This is a genomic window from Mesorhizobium sp. (assembly GCF_024509055.1).
Taxonomy (GTDB): domain Bacteria; phylum Pseudomonadota; class Alphaproteobacteria; order Rhizobiales; family Rhizobiaceae; genus Mesorhizobium.
The window spans coordinates 1-16,002 of sequence record NZ_JANINM010000096.1; the positions used below are offsets into that span (position 1 = coordinate 1).

9 protein-coding genes and 1 tRNA gene are annotated in these 16,002 nt (G+C 63.8%); 3 read left to right on the forward strand and 7 right to left on the reverse strand.

Annotated elements, in window-relative coordinates; genetic code table 11:
* Positions 1-2,132, reverse strand: a 2,132-nt coding sequence (tssH, locus tag Q0L57_RS05655) for a type VI secretion system ATPase TssH (protein ID WP_296739268.1), incomplete at its 3' end; no start/stop codon positions are given.
* Positions 2,133-2,672: 540 nt separating this feature from the next.
* Here tssH and Q0L57_RS34220 point away from each other — a divergent pair.
* Positions 2,673-2,906: a GcrA family cell cycle regulator gene (locus Q0L57_RS34220; RefSeq protein ID WP_366940873.1), complete on the forward strand. Its 234-nt coding sequence runs from the start codon at positions 2,673-2,675 to the stop codon at positions 2,904-2,906.
* Between the two features lie 561 nt (positions 2,907-3,467).
* On the opposite strand, the gene Q0L57_RS05660 is transcribed toward Q0L57_RS34220, so the two are convergent.
* Positions 3,468-3,544, reverse strand: a tRNA-His gene (locus Q0L57_RS05660).
* Between the two features lie 343 nt (positions 3,545-3,887).
* Positions 3,888-4,352, reverse strand: a complete 465-nt coding sequence (locus tag Q0L57_RS05665; RefSeq protein WP_296739271.1) for a phasin — start codon at positions 4,350-4,352, stop codon at positions 3,888-3,890.
* Positions 4,353-4,596: 244 nt separating this feature from the next.
* Here Q0L57_RS05665 and Q0L57_RS05670 point away from each other — a divergent pair, with 244 nt between their 5' ends.
* The gene (locus tag Q0L57_RS05670) at positions 4,597-8,532 is read left to right on the forward strand and encodes a PAS domain S-box protein (RefSeq protein ID WP_296739274.1); all 3,936 of its coding nucleotides are present in this window, start codon (positions 4,597-4,599) and stop codon (positions 8,530-8,532) included.
* Positions 8,533-8,887: 355 nt separating this feature from the next.
* Here Q0L57_RS05670 and Q0L57_RS05675 read toward each other — a convergent pair whose 3' ends face one another.
* Entirely contained in the window at positions 8,888-10,846 is a 1,959-nt protein-coding gene (locus Q0L57_RS05675; RefSeq protein ID WP_296739367.1) for an acetoacetate--CoA ligase, read from the reverse strand.
* A 244-nt stretch (positions 10,847-11,090) separates the two neighbouring features.
* Here Q0L57_RS05675 and Q0L57_RS05680 point away from each other — a divergent pair, with 244 nt between their 5' ends.
* On the forward strand, positions 11,091-12,968 hold the full coding sequence (locus Q0L57_RS05680) for an AsmA family protein (RefSeq protein WP_296739276.1): 1,878 nt from the start codon (positions 11,091-11,093) through the stop codon (positions 12,966-12,968).
* 46 nt (positions 12,969-13,014) lie between these two features.
* Here the strand turns inward: Q0L57_RS05680 and Q0L57_RS05685 are convergent, their stop codons facing one another.
* Genes Q0L57_RS05685 through Q0L57_RS05695 form a run of 3 tightly spaced genes read right to left on the reverse strand, consistent with a single transcriptional unit; the run spans position 13,015 to position 15,944 of the window.
* Entirely contained in the window at positions 13,015-13,833 is an 819-nt protein-coding gene (locus tag Q0L57_RS05685) for an ABC transporter permease subunit (protein ID WP_296739279.1), read from the reverse strand.
* On the reverse strand, positions 13,830-14,795 hold the full coding sequence (locus tag Q0L57_RS05690; RefSeq protein ID WP_296739282.1) for an ABC transporter permease subunit: 966 nt from the start codon (positions 14,793-14,795) through the stop codon (positions 13,830-13,832). The genes Q0L57_RS05685 and Q0L57_RS05690 overlap by 4 nt, the downstream gene beginning before the upstream one ends.
* Before the next feature lie 9 nt (positions 14,796-14,804).
* The gene (locus tag Q0L57_RS05695) at positions 14,805-15,944 is read right to left on the reverse strand and encodes an ABC transporter ATP-binding protein (RefSeq protein ID WP_296739284.1); all 1,140 of its coding nucleotides are present in this window, start codon (positions 15,942-15,944) and stop codon (positions 14,805-14,807) included.
* Positions 15,945-16,002 lie beyond the last annotated feature (58 nt).

Genomic DNA, 16,002 nt, shown 5'->3' on the forward strand with positions numbered 1-16,002 from the left:
CCCGGGTGCGCCTTCTCCATTTCGTCGAGAAGAACCACCGAATAGGGCCTGCGACGCACTGCCTCCGTCAGCACGCCGCCCTCACCATATCCGACATAGCCCGGGGGCGAGCCGACGAGCATGGAGACCTTATGCTCTTCCTTGAACTCGGACATGTTGATGACGGTAAGGTTCTGCTCGCCGCCGTAGAGGAGATCGGCCACCGCCAGTGCCGTCTCGGTCTTGCCGACACCCGAGGTGCCTACCATCAGGAAGACGCCGATCGGCTTACGCGGATCAATCAGCTTGGCGCGCGACGTTCGGATAGTCTCGGCGATCGCTTCGAGCGCGTGCGGCTGGCCGATAACCCGCTCTTCCAGCTTGTCTTTCAGCGACAACACCGTCCTGATCTCGTCGGACACCATCCGACCGACCGGAATTCCCGTCCAGTTTCCGACCACCTCGGCGATGGCCTGGGCGTCGACTGTCACCCGCATCAGCGGATTCTCACCTTGAAGAACCGCCAGCTTTTCCTGCAGTGCTTTCAGCTCTGCGCGCAGCGCGTCAGGATCGTCGGCACCTTCCGCCGGCGCGCCTTCGGTATTCCACTCGCCTGCGGCCGCCTCTTGCTCCTCGCTTAGTCGATCGTGAAGCGAACGTATCTCTGAGACGAGCTCACGCTCCTTTTCCCACTGGCTTTCAAGATCAGCGAGCTCGGCCACAGCCTTCTCGCGTTCCGCCTCCAGATCCCGCATCCGTGAGTCATGGTCTGCACCGATACGAGCCTCCCGGGCGAGCACCCGAAGATCCATATCGATCATGTCTATGCGGCGACGACCGTCCTCAACGGCGGCCGGAATGGCATGGCTGGCGATGGCGACGCGCCCGCAAGCGGTGTCCAGAAGGCTCACCGCCTTGTCCGGAAGCTGACGGCTCGGAATATAGCGGCGCGACAGCCTAACCGCCTCCTCGACCGCGTCGGCAAGGATGCGGACACCGTGGTGCGCCTCCAGCGTGGGAGCGATGCCGCGCATCATGGCGATCGCCGCCTGGTCGCCGGGCTCTTCCACCTTGACCACCTGGAAACGACGCGTCAGGGCCGGATCGCGCTCGAAATACTTCTTGTACTCAGCCCAGGTCGTTGCCGCGATCGTGCGCATCTCGCCACGGGCGAGCGCTGGCTTGAGCAGGTTGGCCGCGTCGTTCTGGCCAGCCGCCCCACCCGCGCCGATCAGCGTATGGGCTTCGTCTATGAACATGATGATCGGCCTTGGCGAAGATTTGACGCCCTCGATCACATTCTTGAGGCGATTCTCGAACTCGCCTTTCATGCCTGCGCCAGCCTGCAGAAGGCCGAGATCGAGCGAGCGTAGCTCGACATCCCTAAGAGCGGGAGGCACATCCCCTGCCGCGATCTTCAGCGCAAAACCTTCGACGACCGCTGTCTTGCCGACACCCGCCTCTCCCGTCAAAATCGGATTGTTCTGGCGGCGCCGGGTCAGGATGTCGACGATCTGACGTGTTTCCGCGTCACGCCCGAGCACGGGATCGATCTTGCCCTCGCGCGCCCTTGCGGTGAGATTGACGGTGTACTGATCAAGCGCGGCGCCTGCTGGGCTAGCCGCGGCTTGAGCGCTGCGGCCGGGTTCGCCGTGGGCGGCCGGCGCTCCTGCCGATTCGGTGCTGCCCTCGGTGATCTTGGCCAGCGAAGACCGCAACGTCTCCACATTGATCCTGGCGAACTGCGAGGAAGCATCTCGCGCGACGGGCGCCAGTGAATCGTCGCCGAGCAGGGCGACCAAAAGGTGCCCACTCCTGATCATTGCCTGGTTGAACTGCAGGGACGCCACGACCCATGCTTCGCGAATGAGCTTCACAATGTTCGGGGCGAGCGCCGGCGGACGACTGTTTCCAGTCTTGAGGCGGTCAAGGACGCGCGTCAGGTCGCTGGCGACACGGCCCGCATCGATCTCGAAATGGCGGAAAACAAGAGAGATGTCGCTGTCGGCGCTCTCGATGAGCTTCGACAGGTAGTGCTCGATCTCCACATTGTAGTTCGTTCGGGAAAGCGTCAGCCCGACCGAACCTTCCAATGCGGTTCGGCAAAACGGCCCGAGCTTCGATACAAGCGACTGAAGGTCGACATTGACCACGATGCCCCCCCGACCCCGACGAAGCTGCATAACGCAACCGCAGCCGCGAAAACGGCTGGTGGACCGACGATCACTGCAGCTTCTGGATAACTCGGCAACTAGAATAGGTTCAAGGCACGAGTAAAGTCCAGCCATTTCAAGAAAAGTTGTTGGGTTATGGTAAGCGAAGGTGAAGTCACTTCCGCCTCGTACCCATACACGGAAGGCCTCGCGAAGGTCGCGCCTGGCCCCGACGTTCGCCTGCGTCGTACCAGGCCGGTAAAGACGTGACCGGCTGAAGGCGCTTCTTCCGCCATGGGGCCGACAGCGGACTGTCCGCCATCGGGGGAGTTCAGCGGATTACTGCCATTCGGCAGCCGAAGGTGTGGCCTTAAGTCGCAAACTATCGGCTTCGTATAGCGGGCCTAGGGCTTCATTAATGCCGCGACCACACCATATGACGATCCATAGCCTTTCAAAACGAGAGACGCTCGCCTCGGTGCGGTCGCGCTGCGGCCGCCAACCGGCATCGGCTTATGAACTAGGAACCTGAAAACCATCATGCGCGAAAATACCAGACTGACTTCGAGAGACGTCCCGCTCATTCAACTAGGCGTCTATCAGTGCCGCTTCCCGATCAGCGAAGACCCATCAGTGCCCGGCGGTTATCGTTTTTGTGCTGGGCCAACTTCGACGGATCGCGTCTACTGCGATCACCACCACAGCATCGTGACTGCGGTCGACCCTCGTCGAGCCCGGCCGAGTCCCCAATTCGCTCAACGACGCGCCGCGTAGGTTACGTTTGGTGGGCGAGCCCTCCGCGCGCTGGCGGGCGTCGCTTCGCCGTCGGCCATTTCCAGACCTTGGCGCACCTGATGTCGCCATTCGCGAGGGCCACCTAGCCCATCTGCGTCCAATCGACGGCATGATGTTATCGCCCGAGCGCAACCAAATCCGTATTTCGGCTTGGGTCGTGATAGGCGGCCATCAACGCGGTCGGAAATGTCCATGTTGGCCGCCGGCCGAAAGTGAACATATGGCAGCTTTAGGCTTGGCAAGGGATCGGCGGACGGCGACATCACGGCGCAAAGCGGCCATATCGTTTCGAGGGCCAGAAGCTATGAAGCCTGCGCCTGATGCACCTGCTACGTCCGAAAGCTCCTCGCCTCTAGAAGATCGCGCGGCGATCACTGGATAGCTTGCGTCAATTGTTGATGCAGTCCGGTAGAGGACTGGATTCGACCCAATCGCACTCCATTGCCGCACACATAGTTGCGGGGTCTTTTACCGCCCGAGGCCTTGCGGCCGAAATCACAAATTCCTTAGCAAATTCAATACATTACATGCAAAAGCCAGTGGTACCGTTGGCTGGGATCGAACCAGCGACCTCCGGATCCACAATCCGGCGCTCTAACCAGCTGAGCTACAACGGCACATCTGCCTGGGCTGGATCGAGGTTGAGTTGCACTCACCTCAAATACGCCCTGTCGTTCGGCGATGCGTCCAATACGGGCTATCGGATTTTAATTCAAGGCCTTTCGGAAGCAAAGGGGCGACTTCTGTGGACCGCCGGCTTCCGGGCAAAAGAAAAGGCCGGCGGGAGGAGGTGCCGGCCTTTTCCTGTTACGAGCCAGCGGGAGGAGGTGCTGGCTGGTCACCCCGGGGAGCGGAGGGAGGAGGTTCCGATCGCCCGGGTATCTGGTTGCACAACCCTATCCCACATCTATTGTCTGACGAATGCGACGTTTTGATGCGGTTTGGGTCGTGCGCGAAAAATCAGGCCGCCTTGGCGTCCTTGAAGGCCTTCTCGAAAGCGGTCTTGACCGGCTTGGAAACGTCCTCGACCGCCTTGGAAGCAACGGTCTGGAACTCCTTGGCCTGCTCGACGGCCAGCTCGACGCGTTTGCGCAGGAACGCGGTCTGCAGCTCGACGACTTCCGACAGCGACTTGGCGCCGATCAGGGCTTCCAGATGCGAGAAGTTGGCCTCAGCGTTGGAACGCAGGATGGCGATGGTCTTGAGCGACAGGTCGTTGGAAACGGTCTTGGCGGTCTCGTAGGTCGACTCCAGAACCTTCTGGGTCTCCTCGGCGCCATTCTTCAGCTTGGTGTAGGCTTCTTTCGACTGCTCGACGCCCTTCTCGGCGAAGGCGCGGATCTGGTCGGTGGCCTTGGAAGCGTCGAAGCTCGGGAATTCGACGTTTTCGATGGTCTCGGCGGTCTTGGTGGTGGTCTTGGACATTTTCCAACCTTTCGGGGCAGCGGCTTTGACAGAAAGCCGTCTCGTTCATGTATGATGGCAATATAAAGGATTTTTTGTGCATTGCAACATCTTTGTTGCAATGCACCATAGATTCCTCCCCGCCGTTAACCAAGAGGCCAGAGATTTCGGCCACTTCGCGCATGGCTTGTGGACCTTCGCCCCACAGGCTTTTATTAACAAAGCGTTAACTGAAAATAGCCGTTCGGGGAGCGTTCGCCTGCGCATGCCGCCTGAAAACTACTCCTTCCTCGACGTCGCCGTGCTCGATGCGGTCCGCCAGCGCTTTGCGGCCGGCGACGCGCTCGCCATATTGTCGGCCGACCTCGAGCAGGTCATCTGGGCTAATGGCCCCGGCGCGGCGGTGTTCGGCTATCCGGATATCGAGGCCATCATCGGCGCTTCGGCGCGATTGCCGCTGATCGCCAGGCGGCAGGTCATGGCGACCAGCGGCTTTCCCGAAATCGGCAGCGACCGCGCCATCACCGTCAGGCTGGCGACCGGCATGGTAAGCCGCGCCGTTGGCCTCCTGGCCAGCGCGGTCACAATGCCGGACGGCGAGAAGGCGATCATGCTGGCCGTGCCGGCGGCGCAGACCAGCTCGCGCAGCGCCGGCGAGATCGCCAGCCGCGCCATCGGCGGCTTCACCGAGGCCGGGCATTTCATTGCCTTCGTGGATGGCCAGGGACATGTCGAGGCGGCATCCGAGGGCTTTGCGGCGCTCGGCATCAAGCCGCAGACGCTGGCCGCGCTGGTCGCGGACGTGGCGAGTGCTGGCGACCGCGTCGTCAAGCGCCTCGTTCCCGGCGCCAGCACCTCCTACCCCGCGGGCTTCGCACGGCTGACCGAGGCACGCCACCTTCTCGTGGTAATCGACGAGGACCAACTCGACGGCGATCAGGAAGGGCCCGCGACAGAGATAGCTCCTCCCGCTCCAGCAGGCGAAAGCGCCGTCGTGGAGGCAGAGCCGACGCAGGACAATCATGCGGCACCGGCACCTGCCGTCACAACCGAACAGGCAGAAGCCGCTCCGAAACTTTCGGGAGACAGCAGTGCGCCCGCAGCCGAAGGCCAACCCGCGCCGATCGTTCCGGCGCCCGGCAGCGCTCGTGCCAGCGAGCCGGTCGAGGATGCCTCGCCGGCCCAACATGACCATTGGTATTTCAACGCTGGCGGCGACGAGCCCAAGCGGCCTGAACCCGACGCGCGGACGCCGCTCGAAGCGGCATCGGACGCAGGCCAGGCGATGGACGTCTCCGAGACCGCGGTGCCGGAGCAGCCGGCCGCCGCGGCCCGAAACATCGACCGCTCGGCGCCGCCGCTGCGCTTCGTCTGGCGCACCGACGCCGAGGGCAAGTTCAGCATGCTGTCACCGGAATTCGCCGACATTGTCGGCAAGCCGGCCGCGGACGTGATCGGCCGCCGCTTCAGGGATGTCGCCACCACGTTCGGCCTCGACGCATCCGGCGAGATCGCCGGCCTGCTCGAACGGCGCGACACTTGGTCCGGGCGCTCGGTGCTATGGCCGGTGGCGGGGACGGAGCTGAAGATTCCGGTCGACCTGGCGGCGCTGCCGGTCTACGGCCGCAGCCGCGCCTTCGAGGGTTTTCGCGGCTTCGGCGTCGCGCGCAGCGCCGACGCCGTGATCGATCCGGAGGCGCTTGGCATGGCGCTTGTGCCGAATGGCGCGCCGGCGACCGAACCCAAGTCCCCGGCTGGGGAAATCACGGCCGAGCAGGCCTCGACTGAACCGCCGAAACCCGAAGACCCGTTCCGCGGCGAGGTGCCGGCGCTGAGCATCGTGCCGAAGCCGGAGCGGCGCTACGCCGACAAGGTCATCCGGCTGGCCGAGCACCGGCAGCCGGCGAATGACAAGCAGCCTGGAAGCGACAAGCAATCCGGAGGTGACAGGCAGCCCGGAAGCGACCGGGGACTGTCGGTCCTGGAGCGCAGCGCCTTCCGTGAAATCGGCGAGCGGTTGCGCAAGGACAGTTCCGGCCCGGCGGAGCCGCCGGCGCCCGTTGGCGATGCGGCTGAAAAGCAGGTCAATGCCGGCAAGGCCGAAGCATCGAAAGAACCGAAGGCCGGCGAAGCAAAGTTTGATGAACCCAAGTTGGGTAAGCAGGACGCAACTCCGCGCGATCGCGAAACGCAAGATACGCCGATAGCCGAGGCCGACACGGCCGAGCGCGCGGAAGCGGAGACCGAGGCGGAGGACCTGAAGGATCTGGCGCGGCTCGACGGCGCCGAGGACGTCCCCGGCGAGAGCGGCGCTTCCCCAGACCAGACCCCGGCGGTCTCCGGCTCGCTGCTCAGCTATGCAGGTCAGGCGGAAACTGCCGACAAGCCTGGCGAGGCTTCTGGGAAGGACAAGACCGCGCAGGTCCATGAGCCCGCCGGGCCAACCACGGCGCAGCCGAAGGCAGCCGAAGCGCCTGCACCCCGCACGGGCGCAGGCGACGACAGCATGACCGCCGACGATTTCCGAGACGCGGAAGACAGCGAGGACTGGAAGGAAGCTGGCGCCGAAGCCAGTTCGGAGACCGGCGCCCGCGTGGCCGAGTTGGAAAAGGCAGCCGCGGAGCGGCCGCGCCTCACGGTGCCGCCGCTCAAGCTCGAAGGCTTCGTGCCTTCCGCCTTCTCGACCGGAGAGGAAGCCGGCGGGCCCGACACGTCCATCGTCGCCAGGCTGCCCGTGCCGCTGCTCATCCATTCCGGCGACGTGCTGCACTATGCCAACGAAGCGTTCCTCGAACTCACCGGCTATGACGCGCTGGACGACCTAGCCGATGCTGGCGGCCTGGGCGCATTGTTCGCCGACCACTACGCCGACGATGGCGGCGCGGATGAAAGCGACCGATCGCTCAAGCTCACGACCCGCCAGGGCCAGGAATTCCCGATCGATGCGCTGCTGCGCTCGGTCCCATGGCGCAGCGGCAAGGCGCTGATGCTGGTGGTGCGCCGATCCGGCGAGGACGACACCACGCCTGCCCATTTCAGCGCCGCGAACGATGAACCAAGCCAGCAGCCGGACGTGTCCGAGTTGAAGTCGCGCATCGCCGAAATGCGCACCATCATCGATACCGCCACCGATGGCGTGGTGCTGATCGGCCGCGACGGCAATATCCGCTCGATCAGCCGGCCGGCCGAAGCGCTGTTCGGCTTCGACAGCGACGAGGTCGCGGGCAAGCCGTTCGCCTCGCTGTTCGCGATCGAGAGCCAGCGCGCCGCGCGTGATTATCTCGCCGGTCTCTCCGAGCCCGGCGTGGCAAGCGTGCTCAACGACGGCCGCGAGGTCATCGGCCGCGAGGCGCAGGGGCGCTTCATCCCGCTGTTCATGACCATCGGCAGGCTGCCCGGCGACAGCGGCTTCTGCGCTGTCGTGCGCGACATCACGCAATGGAAACGGGCTGAGGAGGACCTCACCCAGGCTCGCGCCGTGGCCGAGCGCGCCTCCTCGCAGAAGACGGATTTCCTGGCGCGCATCAGCCATGAGATCCGCACGCCGCTCAACGCCATCATCGGCTTTTCCGAATTGATGGTGGATGAGAAGTTCGGTCCCGTGGCCAACGACCGCTACCGCGACTACCTGCGCGACATCAACCGCTCCGGCAACCACGTGCTCGACCTCGTCAACGACCTGCTCGACATCTCGAAGATCGAGGCCGGCCAGCAGGAGATGGACTACGAAGCGGTGTCGCTCAACGACACGCTGGCCGAAACCGTCGCGATGATGCAGCCGCAGGCCAACCGGGAACGCGTCATCATCCGTTCGAGCTTCGCATCGCGGCTGCCGGAAGTGGTGGCGGACCTGCGCAGCGTGCGCCAGATCGCCCTCAACATCCTGTCTAACGCCATCCGCTACACGCAGGCCGGCGGCCAGGTCATCGTCTCGACAGCGTACGAGGCGTCGGGCGACGTCGTCATGCGGGTGCGCGACACCGGCATCGGTATGACTCCAGCCGAAATCGAGCAGGCGCTGAAGCCGTTCAAGCAGATCAACGCGCTGAAGCGCGGGCGCGGCGACGGCACCGGCCTCGGGCTGCCGCTGACAAAGGCGATGGTCGAGGCGAACCGGGCCCGCTTCATCATCACCTCCACGCCCGGCGAGGGAACGCTGGTGGAGGTGGCCTTCCCCTCGACCCGCGTGCTGGCCGAGTAAGCATCGCAGCCTGCCAAAAGAAAAAGGCGTCCGTGAGGACGCCTGGAAAATGGGATTGCTGTCACAACGGGGCTTGAGCGAATCTGATCCTCAGGGGACGAGGAACGGGATTTCTCCCTCAAGTTACACGCGACTATCGACGCCGTCCCTTAACAACTCCTTACCGGACCCTGAAAAAATTTACGAATGTGTACCACTCGTGAAATCTAGGTAAATTCGACCGACAGAATTCCTTAACCATGCTCCGGCGTTCTAAAGCGCGTCGCGTTTGAGCGAATTCACGCGACGCGCTTTAAGTTTTGTTTTGATGCGTGTCGTTGTCCCAAAACCGCTGCGCACTTTTGGGCGACATGCATTAGCTCGCAAGCTGCGGCAGGTTCCTGAACAGCTCCAGCGCATCCGGGTTGGCGAGCGCCTCCTTGTTCTTGATGGCGCGGCCATGCACGACGTCGCGCACGGCGAGCTCGGTGATCTTGCCGGATTTGGTCCTCGGAATGTCGGTGACCGCGACGATCTTGGCCGGCACATGGCGCGGGCTGGCGCCGGTGCGGATCTTTGCGCGGATGCGCTTTTCCAGGTCCTCGTCGAGGCTCACGCCGGCGGCAAGCCGCACGAACAACACCACCCGCACGTCATTGTCGAAATCCTGGCCAATGCAGAGCGCTTCAAGGATCTCCGGCATCTGCTCGACCTGGTTGTAGATCTCGGCCGTGCCGATCCTCACCCCGCCGGGATTGAGCGTCGCATCGGAACGGCCATGGATGATCATGCCGCCATGCGCGGTCCATTCGGCGAAGTCGCCATGGCACCAGATATTGTCGAAACGCTCGAAATAGGCCGCGTGATACTTCTTGCCCTCGGGGTCGTTCCAGAAGCCGATCGGCATGGATGGGAACGCCCTGGCGCAAACGAGTTCACCCTTCTCCTGCCTGACCGGCTTGCCGTCGTCGTTCCAGACGTCGACCGCGAGGCCGAGGCCCGGTCCCTGGATCTCACCGGTCCAGACCGGCTCGATCGGCACGCCGAGCACGAAGCAGGAGACGATGTCGGTGCCGCCGGAGATGGAGGCCAGGTGCACATCCTTCCTGATTCCGTCATAGACGAAGCGGAAGTCTTCCGGCGACAGCGGCGAGCCGGTGGACGATATGGTGCGCACGCTGGAAAGGTCATGGCTTTCGATCGGCTTCAGACCGGCCTTGCGCACCGAATCGATGAACTTCGCCGAGGTGCCGAAATAGGTCATCTTCTCGGCATCGGCGAAGTCGAACAGCGCATTGCCGTCGGGATAGAAGGGCGAGCCGTCATAGAGCAGAAGCGTCGCGCCGGAGGCCAGCCCCGAGACCAGCCAGTTCCACATCATCCAGCCGCAGGTGGTGAAGTAGAAGAATCGGTCGCCGTCGAGCAGTCCGGCATGCAGGCGCTGTTCCTTGACATGCTGGATCAGCGTACCGCCGGCCGAATGCACGATGCATTTCGGAACGCCGGTCGTGCCCGAGGAGAACAGGATGTAGAGCGGATGCGAGAACGGCAGCCGCTCGAAGCTCACCGCCTTCGCAGCGAATGGCGAGAGCGCCTCTTCCAACGACCCCGCCTTGTCGATGGTGGCGGCGACGTCGGAAGACGTGCCGAGATAGTCGACGATCAGCACCTTGCGCACGCTGGCAAGCTTTGCCGCCACGGCGCGAACCTTGTCGGCGACCTCGATCGCCTTGCCGTTGTACCAATAGCCGTCCGGCGCGATGAAAACGGTGGGCTCGATCTGGCCGAAACGGTCGAGCACGCCCTGCTCGCCGAAATCGGGAGAACAGGACGACCAGACCGCGCCGATCGAGGCGGCAGCCAGCATCGCGGCGACCGTCTCCGGCATGTTGGGCATCATTGCTGCGATGCGGTCGCCGGCCTTGACGCCGAGCGACAGGAAGAGCTGCTGCAGACGCGAGGTCAGCGCGCGCAACTCGTTCCAGGAAAGCCTGCGCTCGACCTTGTCCTCGCCGCGAAAGACGATCGCCGGCCCGCTGCCGGTCTTCTTTAGAAGGTTCTCGGCGAAATTGAGCCTGGCGTCGGGGAAGAAGGCGGCGCCAGGCATCCTGTCGCCGTCGACGAGCGCCCGTTCACCCTTGTCGCCGACCAGCCCGCAGAAATCCCAGACCAGGCCCCAGAACGTCTCACGGTTGTCGATCGACCAGCCATGGAGCTCGACATAGCTGGAGAAGGTGGTTCCGGCCTTGGCCTCGGCGGCCTTCATGAAAGCAGTCATGGGCGCCGCGTCGATCTGCTCCTGCGTCGGTGCCCACAAGGGTGTCTCGGCTGCCATCATCGCTCCTCCCAAAGCGTGTCGCGTTTCAGGCGGTTAAGCCTGTTATCGCATAGGTCGTTGTCCCAAAGCCGGCGCACCATTCTGGGGCATCCGATAAGGTGGACCGCTTATGCATGTTGCAGCGCAGCATAGCAAGATTTTGTTCGCGCGGCCATTGCCGGGCCATAAAGACTTGAAAAGCGTCAGCGCTCGGTTACACCCGTCGGGCAATTTTGTCGGCAATGGAAGCATACGGGGCGAGATGCGATCATCTATGATCCGACGTGGGGTGTGGGCGGTCGGCGTTGCCGTGCTTGTCCTTGCGCTCGCCGTCGCCGCCCTGCCGCTGATTGCCTCGACGCGCATCGTGCGCGACCGCATCGCGTGGGAGCTGAGCGCCTGGAGCGGATTCCGGGTCACTATCGACGGCTCGCCGCGCATCGAGGTCTGGCCGAAATTCCAGGCGATCTTGAGCGACGTGACGCTGTCGCAATGGACAGAGACCGATGCGCCGCCGGTGATCGTGGCCGACCGCGTGGAGGTCGATCTTTCCGCCATGGCCGCCCTGCGGGGCGACGTGGCGTTTTCGACGGCAAGGCTGGTGCGGCCGACGATCCGGGTGGAGCGGACGGCGAGCGGCTTCTACCTGCCGCCGCTGCCGAGCGGCGGCCGCATCGCGCGCTCGATCGACACCGCGCGCGTCGTGGTCGGCGCGAACCCGCAAAAGCCCGATCTCGGCAAGTTGCCATCCGATCCGTTCGGCGTGGTCGAATTCCGGGACGGCCGTGTCATCACCTCGGCGGGTGGCAAGGACACCGAGATCCTGAGCAGCCTGAGCGGCCAGGTGAACTGGGCGGCGATGAACAGCGACGCATCGCTGACGGCAACGGGGATATGGCGCGGAGAGAGCGTCCAGGTGGATTTTTCCTCGGCCAGGCCGCTGGTGCTGTTTGCCGGAGGGGGCGCGCCCGTCACGCTTTCGTTCAAGGCGGCCCCGGCGACTTTCTCCTTCGATGGCGTCGCCTCGATGTCGGACAATGCCTATTTCGACGGCCAGGCGAAATTCGCGGCGCCCTCGCTTCGGCGCGTCCTGGAATGGTCACAGGCGGGTATCGCTCCGGGAGCCGCAATCGGCTCGGTCTCGGTCTCCAGCAAGGTGACGGCTTCGGCAGGCCGGGCGAAGTTCGAGAACACCACCGTTGCGCTAGACAACAACCCAGGCATGGGCGCGCTTGATTTCTCCTTCGCTGAAGCGCGGCCCGTCATCGCTGGCACGCTCGCCTTCGACACGCTGGACCTCCGATCCTTCCTGTCCGCGTTCACTCCGATCGCGCCCACCGGCCAGGCAGGCCCCGGCGAGATCGACACCAGCTTCGCCGACCGGATCAACCTCGATCTGAGGCTCTCGGCCGCGCACGCAACGGCCGGACCGGTCCAGCTTGCGGACGTCGCCGCGACCGCGCAGGTCAAGAACGGCCTCGCCGTCTTCGACATATCCGATGCGTCGGCCTTCGGCGGCAATGTCCAGAGCAGCCTGCGCTTCGACCGCAAGCCGGAAGGCACGCAGGTCGAGATGCGGCTGCTGGCGTCCGACGTCGACACCGGCGCCTTCGCCACTGCCGCTGGCATGACCCGGCTGGTGCCGGCCGGCACCGGAACCGTCTCGGTCATCCTCAAGGGACCAGGCAAGGCCTGGGATTCGATCTTCGAAAATGCCGATGGATCGTTCTCGGCGACGTTCGGACCGGGTTCGCTGAACGGGCTCAACCTGCCCGCCTTCCTCAAGCACAACGAGCAGGGCGGCTTTTTCGCGCTCGACGATGTCGCCGACGGCTCGCTGCCGATCGACGGCGCGGAGATCAAGGCGAGCATCTCGAAAGGCGTGGCGCGGCTGGACAAGGCCGAGGTCAATTCGCAGAAGTACAAGATCTGGCTTTCCGGCATTGCCTCCTATACCGGGCGTGGATTGGCGCTCTCCGGCGGCATCGTCCCGACGGGCCAGCCTCCAGCGCAGCCGCAGGCCAACGGCCAGACGGCCAATCCGCCCCCTCAAGCCCCCAATCAGTCGCTGTTCTTCGTCGGTGGCAACTGGAGCTCGCCGTTCATCTCGCCGATCAGCCGCGGCGTTTCGGGCCAGTAGCAAACGAAAGGCCCGTTCCCTGCCGAACGGGCCTATGCCGGTCCCTCTATCCGCGCTGGGCGGCCTGCTCGTCGCGCTGACGCTGCACCTCGCGGCGCTTGTTGGCGATCGAGGCAATGATGACGCCGACCGCGACCACCGCGATCAGGATGGTGCAGGCGGCGTTGATCTCAGGCGTCACGCCGAGGCGGACCTGGCTGTAGATCTTCATCGGCAGCGTCGTGGCGCCCGGACCCGACGTGAAGGAAGCGATGACCAGATCGTCGAGCGACAGCGTGAAGGCCAGCATCCAGCCCGAGATGATCGCCGGCAGGATGACCGGCAAGGTGATCTGGAAGAAGGTCTTCACCGGCGGCGCGCCGAGATCCATCGCCGCCTCCTCCAGCGAGCGGTCGAACGACACCAGCCGCGACTGCACGACGACGGCGACGAAGCACATGGTGAAGGTGATGTGGGCGAGCGTGACCGTCAGGAAGCCACGGTCGAGTCCTACGGCGACGAAGAGCAGCAGCAGCGACAGGCCGGTGATGACTTCCGGCATGACCAGCGGCGCGAAGACCATGCCCGAGAACAGCACCCTGCCCCTGAAGCGCGTGTAGCGCGTCAAGGTTATGGCGGCCAGCGTGCCGAGCACGGTCGCCACCGTGGCGGAGATCACGCCGACACGCGCCGTCACCCAGGTCGCGTCCATCAGGCCCTGATTGTGGAAAAGCGAGACATACCACTTGGTCGAGAAGCCGCCCCAAACGGTGACGAGCTTCGATTCGTTGAAGGAGAAGATGATGAGGAGGACGATCGGCAGGTAGAGGAAAGCAAAGCCAAGCACGATCGAGGTGATGTTGAAGCGGCTCCAGGTCGAGTTCATTTGCCTTGCTCCTGGGCACGCGCCTGGGCCTGCTGGAAGAACATGATCGGAACGGTCAGCACCAGCAGCAGGATGACGGCCACCGCCGACGATACCGGCCAGTCGCGGTTGGAGAAGAACTCGTTCCACAGCGTCTTGCCGATCATCAGCGTCTGCGAGCCGCCGAGGAGATCCGGAATGACGAACTCGCCAACGACCGGGATGAACACCAGCAGGCAGCCGGCGATGACGCCGGGCAGCGACAGCGGGAAGGTGATCTTCCAGAAGGCGCCGGTGGGCGGGCAGCCGAGATCCTGCGCCGCCTCGATCAGCGAGTAGTCCATCTTCTCAAGCGAGGAGTAGAGCGGCAACACCATGAAGGGCAGGTAAGAGTAGACGATGCCGATGAAGATGGCGGTGTAGGTGTTGAGGATCACGAGCGGCTCGCTGATGATGTGCAGCGACAAAAGCAGCTGATTGAGCAGCCCTTCAGGCTTCAGGATGCCGATCCACGCATAGACGCGGATCAGGAACGAAGTCCAGAACGGCAGGATCACCAGCATCAACAGTGTCGGGCGGATCGTCGCCGGGGCGCGGGCCATGCCGTAGGCGATCGGATAGCCGACGATCAGCGTCAGCACCGTCGAGATCGCCGCGATGACCAGGCTCGTCACATAGGCGTTGAAGTAAAGGGCGTCCTGCGTCAGCCAGGTGTAGTTGTCGAAGCTCAATTTCTTGAACTGACCTATAAAGCCCGACCAGCCATCGGCGAAATCCATCACCGGCGTATAGGGCGGCATCGAGATCGCCGACTGCGACAGCGATATCTTGAAGACGATGATGAACGGAATGAGGAAGAAGAACAGCAGCCAGAGATAGGGGATAATGATGACGAGGCGGTCAATGACACCCTTCGCCAGCCTCGCCGGCAACGCGGCGGTGGTTTCGGTCGATGGGGAGACGGCGGCGGCGATGTCGGTCATGGCCCCCTCCTACCTTGTCAGCACGACGCCGGCATCGGGCCGGAACGAAACCCAGGCGCGGTCGTTCCAGGTCAGCGGGTCCTCGGAGACGCGCGCCGCGTTCAGCGCGCTCGCCCGCACGATCTGTCCGTCATCGAGCTTGACGTGATAGACGGTCATGTCGCCGAGATAGGCAACATCGTACACCTCGCCTTCCAGCGCGTTGACGGCATCGGCAGGCTTCTTCGAGGTAACCCTGATTTTCTCCGGCCTGATCGCAAAGACGATGTTGGCACCGGCCGCGGCGTCGCCGCCATTGTCGACGACGATCTGCGCACCGGTCGCGCCGGTGATGCGCGTGGTGCTCGCGGAGCGCTCGGCGACCTTGCCCTCGAACATGTTCACGTTGCCGACGAAGTGCGCCACGAAGCGCGAAGTCGGCGCCTCGTACACCTCGGCAGGCGTGGCGACCTGCATCACCTCGCCCTTGTCCATGATGGCGATGCGGTCGGCCATGGTCATGGCCTCTTCCTGGTCGTGTGTGACGACGACGAAGGTGAGGCCCAGTTCCTGCTGAAGGTCCATCAGTTCGAATTGGGTCTCCTCGCGCAGCTTCTTGTCGAGCGCGCCGAGCGGCTCGTCCAGAAGCAGCACCTTCGGCCGCTTGGCGACCGAGCGGGCAAGCGCGACGCGCTGGCGCTGGCCGCCCGAAAGCTGGTGCGGCTTGCGCTTGGCGAACTGCTCGAGCTTGACCAGCTTCAGCATCTCGGCGACGCGCTTTTCGATGTCCTGCGCGGGCATGCCTTCCTGCTTGAGGCCGAAGGCGATGTTCTTCTCCACGGTCATGTGCGGGAACAGCGCATAGGACTGGAACATCATGTTGACTGGCCGTCGGTAGGGCGGGATGCCGCGCAGATCCTGGCCGTCGAGCAGGATGCGGCCCGAGGTCGGCTCCTCGAAACCGGCAAGCATCCTGAGCAGCGTCGATTTTCCGCAGCCGGAGGCGCCGAGCAGGGCGAAGAACTCGCGCTCGAAGATGGTCAGCGACAGATTGTTCACGGCGGTGAAGTCACCGAAATTCTTGGTGACCTTGTCGAACTGGATATACGGCTTGGCGTTCGGATCACTCCACGGCGCGAAATCCCTGCGGATGCTGCCAAGCGATTTCATATCCCCACTCCCATTGTCTTAAAGTGCCGTTCGCGCGGTCCGTCGTCTCGAGCAAGCG